7 protein-coding genes are annotated in these 12,170 nt (G+C 27.9%); 2 read left to right on the top strand and 5 right to left on the bottom strand.

Going from position 1 to position 12,170, the window contains the following annotated elements:
• The 3 genes from JJC01_02765 to JJC01_02755 all read right to left on the bottom strand — a co-directional run bounded on the left by JJC01_02765 (position 1) and on the right by JJC01_02755 (position 4,362).
• Positions 1-585: a DJ-1/PfpI family protein gene (locus tag JJC01_02765; protein ID UDN58803.1), complete on the bottom strand. Its 585-nt coding sequence runs from the start codon at positions 583-585 to the stop codon at positions 1-3.
• Between the two features lie 71 nt (positions 586-656).
• Positions 657-1,112 carry an Lrp/AsnC family transcriptional regulator gene (locus JJC01_02760; GenBank protein ID UDN60111.1) on the bottom strand — a complete coding sequence of 152 codons (456 nt, stop codon included), beginning with the start codon at positions 1,110-1,112 and terminating at the stop codon, positions 657-659.
• Between the two features lie 370 nt (positions 1,113-1,482).
• The gene (locus tag JJC01_02755; protein UDN58802.1) at positions 1,483-4,362 is read right to left on the bottom strand and encodes an EAL domain-containing protein; all 2,880 of its coding nucleotides are present in this window, start codon (positions 4,360-4,362) and stop codon (positions 1,483-1,485) included.
• 929 nt (positions 4,363-5,291) lie between these two features.
• On the opposite strand from JJC01_02755, the gene mgtA reads away from it, so the two are divergent.
• Positions 5,292-7,982 carry a magnesium-translocating P-type ATPase gene (mgtA, locus tag JJC01_02750; protein UDN58801.1) on the top strand — a complete coding sequence of 897 codons (2,691 nt, stop codon included), beginning with the start codon at positions 5,292-5,294 and terminating at the stop codon, positions 7,980-7,982.
• A gap of 654 nt (positions 7,983-8,636) precedes the next feature.
• The gene (locus tag JJC01_02745; GenBank protein UDN58800.1) at positions 8,637-10,166 is read left to right on the top strand and encodes an ABC-F family ATP-binding cassette domain-containing protein; all 1,530 of its coding nucleotides are present in this window, start codon (positions 8,637-8,639) and stop codon (positions 10,164-10,166) included.
• Positions 10,167-10,241: 75 nt separating this feature from the next.
• On the opposite strand, the gene JJC01_02740 is transcribed toward JJC01_02745, so the two are convergent.
• Both JJC01_02740 and JJC01_02735 read right to left on the bottom strand, forming a co-directional pair.
• On the bottom strand, positions 10,242-10,955 hold the full coding sequence (locus JJC01_02740; GenBank protein UDN58799.1) for a response regulator transcription factor: 714 nt from the start codon (positions 10,953-10,955) through the stop codon (positions 10,242-10,244).
• Positions 10,956-11,218: 263 nt separating this feature from the next.
• A complete protein-coding gene (locus JJC01_02735; protein UDN58798.1) occupies positions 11,219-12,169 on the bottom strand; it encodes an SDR family NAD(P)-dependent oxidoreductase in 951 nt (316 codons plus the stop codon).
• Between the last annotated feature and the right edge of the window lies 1 nt (position 12,170).

The raw sequence follows: 12,170 nt of genomic DNA, 5'->3' as shown, positions 1-12,170 counted from the left end.
TTATAATTTAAATCCCATAGCTAATTTTACAACTTCCATATGTTCCTTAGATGTCAACATTTCTAAAAGCTTAAAAGCTACATGTGGGGCGGTTTCTGGACAATATGAAGTTATAATGTTTCTATCTACAACAATTGGCTCATTGACTACATTTACATCAAATTTACTTAACTGTTTTTGTCTTTGACCATCTTTTAAATGATATGTAGTAGCTTTACGATTTTTTAAAACACCACTTTTACCAACAGGTAAAGCTGCTACACAAATAGTAGCAATTATCTTCCCTTTTGCATCAAACTCTCTTATTAAGTCTAAAAAAGATATATCATATGCTTCGTCATAAAATCCAAACTCTTCAAATCCTCCAGGAATAGCTAATGCATCATAATCATCTACACATATTTCATCTATTGTTTTGTCAACTAATACTGGAACATTAAATGTGCTTACAACTTGCTTTTTAAATCCACCAGTTACTACATCTATATCGTAATCATAATCATTTCTAGCCCATCCCATAACATCTACAAATACACTAAATTCCATAGTTTCAAAACCTTTTGCTAAAAAAACTAAAACTTTCATATTGTATTTTCCTCCTAAAAATATGTAAGAAAGTAGGTATTAATATAATCAATATTTTAGTATATGCTTATCTAAAAAATATCTTTGATTGTATTAATTTCCTCTTTAATTGTTGATAAAACAATGGTTGTATTAGCTTTCTGGATTCCTCTAATTTTTTTCAAAGTTATTGATATAAATTCTTCAAGTTCATTTGTATCCTCTGCTAATACCTTTATTAAATAATCATATTCTCCTGAAATGTGATGACATTCTAATACAGTGTCATACTCCAACATAGTCTTCTTAAACTCTTCTATACTTTTAGATAAATCTGTATTGATAAATACGAAAGCTAAAAGTTTATACTTTGTTTTTTCTCGATTGATTTGAATAGTATACTTTTGAATTATATTTGACTGTTCAATTTTCTTTATACGCTCTGAAACTGCTGGTATTGATAGATTAACTTGTCTACTTATTTCAGAAGTTGAGGCTCTACTGTTCTTTTTTAGAGAATTAATTATTTTTAAATCTATCTCATCTATGTCTATTCACCTCCTTAATTATTTAATATGATTTTATCTAATAATTTAAAATAAGTAAATAATTTAAATTATTTCAATAAAATTTAATGAAATATAGTATTTATCATTAAATTTTTAAACTAATTAAATACAACATACATGACACACTTAAAATATTTAAACTAAATTAAAATTAGTATTTTTATTGTATATCAACTAAATTTTTCTAAGTGTAAAGCTAATACTCTTCGAATTATTATTTTATAGTAACAAACTTTTTTATTTTATAAAAAAAGTAATGATTATAATTTATATATTTATAAAATTACAATCATTACTTAGTATTAATAATATATGTATTTCTCTATATACATATATTATATGTATCCTTTTACATACCTTTAAATTTATCTACTTCTTTAAGAAATGTATCTTTTGGCATAGGCTTTGCATACAAATAACCTTGTGCATAGTAACAATCAATACTCATTAAAAATTCTGCTTGTTCTATCCTCTCAACACCCTCACAAATCACCTCTAATCCCAAGTCATTTGCCATCTCAACTACTTTACTAATAATCTTACCTACCTTACCTTTTCCTTCAGAATTATCTAAGAGAGATTTATCTATTTTAAGAATATCTACAGAAACTTGATTAAGAAGATGTAATGAAGAATATCCAGAACCAAAATCGTCAACAGAAATTAAAAAACCAAGTTCCTTAATCTCATTTATCATATCATTTGATATACTATCATTTTCAAATAGACTTTCAGTTATCTCAAGTTCAATGATGCTTTTAGGTATATCATATTTAGCAAGCAAACTTTGTAATCTATTTATATAATCTTTTTTCTGAAAATGTACTCTTGATTGATTTACAGAGATTGAAATGGGTTTAACTCCAGAACTTATCCAAAATCTTGTCAACTTACATACTTCTTCTAACACAAAAAAATCAACATCTATAATTCCACCACTCTTTTCAAGTATAGGTATAAATTCTCCTGGATTCATAAATCCAAGTTCTTTATGATTCCACCTAACAAGTGCTTCTGCACCAATAATGTTATTTGTTCTCATATCAAACTTAGGTTGATAATAAACCTGAAATTCATTATGTTCTAATGCATAATCTATCCTATCAACAATCTCTTTTTCTTTGTTAAGACTTTCTCTAAGAGATTCATCAAAATATATAATAGATGAATTACTTCTTTTTGCTTTTCTTCTAGCAATTTCAGCATAATCAATAGCCTTTGTAATAACAATGTCTTGCTCTTTGATAATATATACTCCAAAATTTGCCTTTACTTTAATGCCAATCCCCTTAACTTCAAAGTATGAAATACTTTTACTTATATCAATAAGAGTTAATTCCAAATCTTCTTTTAAATCATAGGGTAGGAGTAAAAGGAAATGGTCTGCTTTTACATGAGCTATTAATGCCCTGTCTCCAATAACTCTATTCAAAACTGATGCAACTTCTTTTATAATCATATCTCCAGAATCTCTACCATAATTTTCATTTATGATAGCAAACTTAGATATATCAAAAGCAATTACTGTATAAAATTTTTCTCTATGCTTTTCTAGAATTCGTGGTGCTTGATCTTCAAATCCATTGTAATTCCAAACTCCATTCTCTACATCTTTAAATGCCAAATCAAAAATATGATTGGAATGTCTTTTGTTGATTGCAATAACATAAGAAAGTACTGCTATTATAACTAAAAAGAAACAAAAAGAAATTAAAACTGTTTGAACTGGATGCTGATGAATATACTGTGATAAACTAATTTTATAGTCTTGAAAAATTGTATGCTTTGCAATAATTTCTGAATACTCATCTTTATTAAGTGCATTTATTCTCTTATCCAAAATGGAATATAATGTTGGATTTATATTTTTTCCAACACCTAAAGATATATTAGTTTTATAATCATTAACTAGAATTGCTTTTAAATTATTATAATCTTTTTGTATATAGTCTTCAGCAGAATATGTATTTACAAATGCTGCATCTGCATCTCCACTTTTTACTGCATTTATAGCTTTTTCTTCAGATTTATATCTTTGAATATTGCTACCCTTATAGTGTTCTTTGATATACTCATCATTGAATGTATCGCTCTCAGCAACAGCTATATTATCAATTTTGGTATTTTTATAATTTTTAGTTATAATGCTATAGTTCAATGTCATATAAGGAGATGTAATCTTAATTCCATTCTGCTCTGACCACCCATAATCTGAATTAAAAAAACATATAACATCTGCCTTTCCCTCTTTTACCATATCAATCGATTCTTTATATGAATTAGCTTTTACATAATCTATACTTAATCCAAGCTCTTTTACAATTAAATCAAATATATCTGGTACAATACCTTTAAGTCTACCTGTATCTAAATATGATAATGGATATGAGTTTGGCATACTTACTACACGTATATGATTATTTTTTTTTAAGTAATTGCTTTCTTCCCTGGAAAGAATAAATGTATCTTTATTACTAGACTGATAGTACTTACTATATAAATTAAACTTATATGCTGGATTGTCCATCTCAATATCTTCTAAAGCTTCATTTACATCTTGTAACAGTTCAGTGTTACCTTTTTTTACAATACAATAAAATGGGGATGGAGCAAATTGCGCAATTACGCTTTCATTTTTGACTTTTCTCAAACTACTAGTTAATATAGCATCTACTTTTCCACTTTTTAATGCATTTTCCAATTCTTCCTGATTTTTAAAATATTTAAATGTGTAATTAAATCCTTTTTCATTTGCAAATTTCTTTAAATGTTCATTTCTACTATTTCCATAAAGTAGTCCAACCTTTATTCCATTAAAATTTTTATAATCATTTGGTGTATACTTTGAATTTCCACTTTTTACTGTAAGTCGTGCATAACTACTTCCCATAGGTACCTCTGAAAAATCAAATTTCTCAGCACGTTCTTTTGTATATTGTGCAGAAGTAAGTAAATCAATCTGTCCATTTTCTAACATAGTTTGACACTCTTCCCATGTACCAGATACATACTCATATGTCCAGCCAGTATACTTTGCAATCTCATGAAGATATTCATATCCATACCCATTTCTATTTCCATTTTTATCATAATCATGATATCCTTCAAAATCAAAAAAACCTACTTTTATAACACGTTTTTCTGTCTTTGCAAGTGATTGTATTGGAAAACACATAAATATCATACAATTAATTAAAAATACGATGAAAATCAGTCTCTTAATTGACACAAACTTTATCCCCCCTCATATAAAACCTTCCCTCAAATTATTTATAATCATTCTAATAATACATTACTTAGATTTATATCATACATAAACTTATCATTATACTTAATACTTAAAAAAATATATGTTTATCTAAGAATAAATAAACATATATTTTTAGTGATTACTCTAAAAGTATAACTTTATATAGTAATTATATATTTTTATTTATTATAATTATATAAATATCTTAGCATACCATTAAAAGTTCAACAATACTACACCTTTGATTTTATAAGTCGCAATATTTTATGAATATATTCTGCTAGGGAAAAATATGTAATTTATAGCAAGTAATAGAAAATATTAACTGTACTTAGTTTTTTTCAAGCTATTGACAAATATTTTTTTATAGCTTACAATTTTAGAGAAATTAAATATTTCGGTAGGTGAGGCTACCATAGGGATACGGGTTGCTGCCGCAAAATAGTGGAGACACTATGAGAAGGTCAACAGTTTATGTCGATTCCAAGGCATAATCTAACGCAATTTCATCGCCCTATGAAGTTAAAGCTTGAACGATGAATGAAACAGTTTGTACTGTTTTATAAATATACTTAGGTTTTTATACCTTGGTTATTTTTATATGGATTTAAATCCCTTGTCATTGTTCTTGCTTTGACAAGGGATTTTTTAATACCTATTTGTCTATTATAGGTTTATATATTTTGAATTTAGGAGGTGGAGAAAATGGACGTAGGAAGTAGTAGTAGCATAAGCCCTGTCGGGCGAAGTAGTCACTTATTTGAAGAATACATGTACTATTTTGTACGTCTTATTTCTTCTACCTGTTTTTAATAAATATAAAATAAGCGATGTGTTTTCGTCACAGGCTTATGTCTTTACTTCCTTTTTTCTGTACAAAACAGATAATTATTAAGGAGGATTTAGACATGATAAAAAAATTAAATAAAAAATTTATTACAAGAACTTCATCTAGTTCAACTTCAAAGGAACGTTTAATTGATTCAGCTACAATGAGCGCCTGTATTTTATTAAACGAATATGAAAATTCTTATAATGGCTATTGTGAAAAAATGGTTAATAAAATGCAAGATAAGTACGGCAAAAATGAAATCACTCAAAAAAAAGGTGATTCTTTTATAAAAAAACTTATAAAATCTTTTATAAATCCCTTTACTATTGTACTTCTTACTTTAGCTATAATTTCCTTTATTACAGATGTTATTTTAGCAAAACCTGATGATAAAAATGCAACTACAGTTATTATAGTCTTAACAATGGTAACTATAAGTGGTCTATTGCAATTTATTCAAGAATCTCGCTCTGGAAAAGCAGCTCAAGCTCTAAGTGAAATGGTAAATACTACTATATCAGTTATGCGTAATTCTAAAGAATTAGTGGAAATACCACTAAGAGAAGTTGTAGTTGGAGATATTATCCATCTTGCTGCTGGTGATATGGTTCCAGCTGATGTACGTATATTACAGTCTAAAGATTTATTTGTTAGTCAGTCTTCTATTACAGGAGAAAGTGAACCAATAGAAAAGTTTTATAATACTAAAAAAAGTACTTCAAATAATGTTCTTGATTTAGACAACCTTGCATTTATGGGTAGTAATGTAATCAGTGGCTCAGCTATAGCTATTGTCATTGCAGTAGGTGATTGTACTATATTTGGTTCTATTGCTCAACAAATAACAAATAAAAAAACTATAACAAGTTTTGAAAAGGGTGTTAATTCAGTTTCATGGTTACTTATAAGATTTATGTTTGTCATGGTTCCAATTGTTCTCTTTGTAAATGGCTTTACAAAAGGTGATTGGACAGAAGCATTTTTGTTTGCACTTTCAGTAGCAGTTGGACTTACACCAGAAATGTTACCAATGTTAGTATCTGCAAACCTTGCAAAAGGAGCAGTTGCTATGTCAAAGAAAAAGGTTATTGTTAAAAACTTAAGTTCTATCCAAAACTTTGGTGCTATGGATATACTTTGCACTGACAAAACAGGAACTTTGACTCAAGATAAAGTAATCTTAGAATATTCTCTTGATATTCATGGCAAGGAAGATAGACGAGTTCTTCGTCATGCATTTTTAAATAGTTACCATCAAACAGGTCTTAAGAACCTTATGGATATAGCTATTATCAACCATGCAAATGAAAATGGTATGCAAGAACTTTGGAAAAACTACACAAAAATTGATGAAATCCCATTCGATTTCAATAGAAGAAGAATGAGTGTAGTTGTTAAAAATAAACTAGGAAAAACTCAGCTTATTACAAAAGGTGCTATTGAAGAAATGCTATCAATTTGTACTCATGTTGAATATAAAGGTGATATTCAGTTAATCACTAATGAAATACGTAAGGAAATTCTTACAACTGTTTCTAAGTATAATGATGATGGGATGAGAGTTTTAGGCATTGCCCAAAAAAACAACCCTTCACCTATAGATTCTTTTTCAGTTTCTGACGAAAGTAACATGGTTTTAATAGGTTATCTTGCATTTTTAGACCCTCCAAAAAAAAGTACAGCTAATGCTATAAAAGCATTACTTGAAAATGGAGTTGATGTAAAAGTCCTAACTGGTGATAATGATGCAGTAACAAAATGTATTTGTAAACAAGTAGGCATTAAAGTTAAAAATATCCTACTTGGTTCAGATATAGAAGACATGAGTGATACTAAACTTGATGAAATGGTGAAATGTACAAGTATATTTGCAAAACTTTCTCCAGAGCAAAAATCTCGTATAGTCGCATCTCTTCGTAGAAATGGTCATACGGTTGGTTTTATGGGTGATGGTATAAATGATGCTGCTGCTATGAAAGAATCTGATGTTGGAATATCTGTTGATACAGCTGTTGATATTGCTAAGGAATGTGCAAATATTATACTGCTTGAAAAAGACCTTATTGTATTAGAAGAAGGTGTTATTGAAGGAAGAAAAACATATGCAAATATTATAAAGTATATAAAAGTGACAGCAAGTTCTAATTTTGGCAATATGTTTTCTGTATTAATAGCAAGTGCATTTCTACCATTTTTACCAATGTTACCAATTCAAATTTTAGTGCTAAACTTAATCTATGATATCTCATGTATAACTATTCCATGGGATAATGTAGATGATGATTATCTAAAAATCCCAAGAAAATGGGACTCATCATCTATAAGTAAATTTATGACTTGGATTGGTCCAACTAGTTCAATATTTGATATTACAACATATATATTAATGTATTTTTTCATATGTCCAAGAGTATTTGGCGGAAGTTTTCATAGCTTAGATACTACAAGTCAACTTGGTTTTATATCTCTATTTCATACAGGATGGTTTGTAGAATCTTTATGGTCTCAAACATTGGTTATTCATATGATAAGAACTCCACACATTCCATTTGTTAAAAGTAGAGCTTCATGGAGACTAACGCTCTTAACAACAATAGGAATTACAATTGGAACTATTATACCTTATACATCATTTGGAAATGCTATTGGTATGATTCCACTGCCAAATATCTATTTTATAGGGTTAATTTTTACTATCTTATCTTATATGGTATTGGTAACTATGATAAAAAAAATCTTTATAAAAAAATATGGAGAATTGCTATAATTTAAATATTTATATAATATATAATATATAAATATTTTAAAATATATTCAAATAAAAGAAGCTATTTACTTTTTTAAAATCTTGTAAGTAGCTTCTATTTTATTGTAATTAATTTATATCCTTTATTTTTATAATATAACTTAAACTTATTGTATTATAAAAGTTCTCGTGTAAAAATATCTTTTATATTGACTATAATTAAGTATTATGATAACATGATTTAAGCTATAATTAGTGATATATGTATTAAATTAAATGAAAAAAATCAAAAGTACAATAGTGCAATTTAAATATAAATGAATTAGAATTAATATTGAGATTAGGATGTGAATAATTATGATTTATATAAAATTAGTTAAACTTGTTAGAAAACTTAACTCTACACAAATGTATATGATGAAGCGTTGTGTAGAGGTTAATCTGGAAGCTTAAAGCTTCTATCTTCATCGGCAAATATAGGTTTAGTGTAGTTTTTTAGCTATGCTTATTTAAATTTACCTATTTGCCGATAGATATATAGATTTTATGGCCATAGATAGCAATGCTTATCTATGGCCTTTTGTTTTTCCAAAAGCAGAGGTCGGCATTTTATAATGCTATTCCTCTGCTTTTTTATTTTCATAAAATTTTTATAGTAAAAAAGGAGTTTGAATTATGAGTTTATTAAAAGTAAATAATTTATCACAATGTTTTATGGATAAATCACTGTACGAAAAAGCTGACTTTGATTTATTTAAAGGCGAACATATAGGTGTGGTTGGCCAAAATGGTGTAGGTAAAAGCACCTTAATTAAAATTTTATTAGGAGAAGTTATCCCAGATACAGGAGAGATTAAGTGGCAACCTAATATCAAAATAGGTCATTTGGACCAATATGCAGATATTAATAGAGATACAACAATATCATTGTATTTACACACTGCATTTGAAGACCTCTATAAAATAGAGAAAGAAATGAATTTGCTATATCAAGAAAGTTCTATATCTGGAAATGAGCAACAACTTATTAAGGCATCAACTTATCAAGAGCAATTAATAGCAAGTGATTTCTACTCTATAGACAATGAAATAAATAAGGTAGCAAATGGTCTTGGACTAGATTCAATAGGAATGAATCGTATTATTGGGGAACTTAGTGGAGGTCAAAGAGCAAAAGTAATTATGGCAAAATTACTACTTTCTAATTATGAAGTTTTATTATTAGATGAACCAACAAATTTTTTAGACAAAGAGCATGTTGAATGGCTTGCCAATTATCTAAATACATTTAGAGGTGCATTTATTGTAGTCTCCCATGATTTCGACTTTCTAGAAAAAATTTCCACAGGTATTCTCGATATAGAATTTGGAATGATTAAAAAGTATCATGGAAAATACTCAGAATTTCTTAAACAAAAATCACACTTAAGAGAGGATTATATTAGAAAATATCAAGCGCAACAAAAGAAAATAGAAAAAGAAGAAACATTTATACGTAAAAATAAGGCTGGTGTAAATTCAAAAATTGCAAGAGGAAGACAAAAACAATTGGATAGAATAGAAAAAATAGCTCCTCCTAACTTTACAGGAAAACCATGTATCCAATTTGCAGAAATTGAAATATCTGTGCAAAACGCACTCACAGTAACTAATCTTGAAGTTGGATACTATTATCCATTACTACCAAAATTAAATTTTTCTGTTAATGCAGGTCAAAAAGTAGTTATAACTGGATTTAATGGAATTGGTAAATCCACTTTGTTAAAAACATTGGTTAAAGATATCCCTTGTATTTCTGGAAGCTTCCTCTTTTCAGACCAGATAAAAATTGGTTATTATGAGCAGGATTTAAAATGGGAAAATCCTATTAAAACACCACTTCAAATAATGGCAGATATATATCCAAAATTAAGCACAAAGGAAATCAGACGCTCTTTAGCCAAGTGTGGTGTAAAAGAAGAACATGTTTCAAGAAGTGTTTCCACACTAAGTGGTGGTGAACAGTCTAAGGTTAAATTATGTTGTGTGATGTTGTCACCTTGTAATTTCTTGATTTTAGATGAACCAACTAACCACTTTGATGCAGAAACAAAAGATGCTTTACAAAATGCTTTGAAACAATTTAGGGGAAGTATTATTTTAGTTTCTCACGAAGAAAAGTTTTATAAAGGTTGGATTGACAAGGTATTTAATTTGAAATCGTAAATATTTTACTAAAGTATAAGCATATTAATAGGCACTCATAAATGAGTGCCTAAAAAACAATCACTAAAATTTAGCCTAATCAACTCTATTCACAAGCTTATATCCAAGCCCTTTGACTGTTATAAGTATTTTAGGATTTGAAGGATTATCTTCAATCTTTTCTCTTAGATGTCTTATATGTACCATAATTGTATTGTCGCATATACTACTATATACACCCCATACCTGTTCATAAAGACTTTCTTTTCCTATAATTTTATTTAAATTTTGAGCCATATAACTTAAAAGCTGATATTCTCTACCTGTTAACTCAATTTCATTTTCATCTTTATACACACGGCATCCTTCTGTATCAACTGTAATATTACCTAACCTAATTATTGAATTTTCTGATGATACAACACTTTGATATTGTTGTCTACGCAACTGAGATTTGACTCTAAAAACAACTTCTCTTGGACTAAATGGCTTTGTTATATAATCATCTCCTCCACTACTAAGACCAAGTATCTTGTCAATATCATCATCTTTTGATGAAAGAAAGAGAATTGAACAATATGAAAACTCTCTAATTTTTTTGCACACTTCTATGCCATCTACATCAGGTAACATTATGTCGAGAATAACAACATCTGGACATTCTATCTTACACAAAGAAATCGTATCTAAGCCATTATAAGCTTTAACAATATTTTTAAAGCCATCCTTTATCAATACTTCCTCAATTAAATTTATTATATCTTTTTCATCATCAACAAGTAATATTTTCTTATCAAAGTATGTTTCCATAGTAAAATCACTCCTAATAAAGAGTTATTGTCTTTTATCTACTAACCCTCTAACTCTATGTGTTCTGCTTAAAGTATATTCAAATAATTAAACAAAATCAAGTACATATCAATTATAAATTAAATTATAGCTAATTGTAATCTTTCTCATATTAATTCAAACAATTAAATAACGTTTGAACAGAATTATCAAGAATATTCCATCCTTTTAGAAATATTAATAAGATTATGTTGTTGCTATAATAACCTTATGAATTATATGTGTTATGCTAGCAAATTACATTTAGCATTTTCAACATATTGTTTACATATAGTCCATACTTTCTCTATTGTCTCTTTGTTATTGACATAAGGTGGATAAACATCTGTGCTTGTAATGCTTTTTATAAATGATATTGAGTCATTAGCCATTTCAACAATCTTTCCTTGGTGATTTATTAGTTTTCCAGTCATACCTGTATAAACATTAGAGGTGCAAATCGAAAAGTAAGCCTCTCCAATAATTTCTGATTTTGGTATAATAATGTTTTGTAAAAATGCAAGTACTTTCCAATACGAATTAAATTTCTTAATTGTTTCTTTACTCATTTTTGTTGCTGGAACCATAATTGCATTTACACTTATATTATAAGGCTTGTATTCTTGTTTCATCATACTTGTAACCATAAGTAAAGCTATTTTAGAATCTCCATAAATTTTATAAGAATTATATTCTTTATCTTCTACAGTTTCACCACTTAAAACTCCAAAATTAATTTTTCTTCTTTCATCAAAAAAATGCTTTATATTTGTACTACATACATTTAGAATTTTAGGATTTTTTGATTTAGCAAGCATATCCAATAATAAATTGGTCATAAGAACTGGCCCAAATAGATTGGTAGCAAATGTTAATTCTATACCATCAATACTTCGTTGAAAATTTTTTTCTCCATGTTTAAAATGTCCAGCATTATGGATTAAGATATCCAATACATTGTATTTTTTTTTATAGGTCTCACAAAAACTATAAATTGATTGTCTCGATGAAATATCTAGTTGAAGCAAATCCACATTAATATTTTTAGTTTTAGCTATAATTTCCTGACACATGGGTTCACTAATCTGAATATTACGACATGCCATTATAATCCTATAACCCTCTGATGCAAACTTAAATACTGCTGCCTTTCCTATCCCTGAATTAGCTCCAGTTATTATTACAGTTCCTTTCATG

Origin of the sequence: Clostridioides sp. ES-S-0010-02 (assembly GCA_020641055.1) — a bacterium.
GTDB lineage: Bacteria > Bacillota > Clostridia > Peptostreptococcales > Peptostreptococcaceae > Clostridioides.
This window is presented reverse-complemented; position numbering and strand designations above follow the sequence as displayed.

What these genes read in the sequence shown, in the direction of transcription:
- JJC01_02765 (UDN58803.1), bottom strand. Translation starts at nt 585, where the DNA reads ATGAAAGTTTTAGTTTTTTTAGCAAAAGGTTTTGAAACTATGGAATTT.
- mgtA (UDN58801.1), top strand. Translation starts at nt 5,292, where the DNA reads ATGATAAAAAAATTAAATAAAAAATTTATTACAAGAACTTCATCTAGT.
- JJC01_02745 (UDN58800.1), top strand. Translation starts at nt 8,637, where the DNA reads ATGAGTTTATTAAAAGTAAATAATTTATCACAATGTTTTATGGATAAA.
- JJC01_02740 (UDN58799.1), bottom strand. Translation starts at nt 10,955, where the DNA reads ATGGAAACATACTTTGATAAGAAAATATTACTTGTTGATGATGAAAAA.
- JJC01_02735 (UDN58798.1), bottom strand. Translation starts at nt 12,169, where the DNA reads ATGAAAGGAACTGTAATAATAACTGGAGCTAATTCAGGGATAGGAAAG.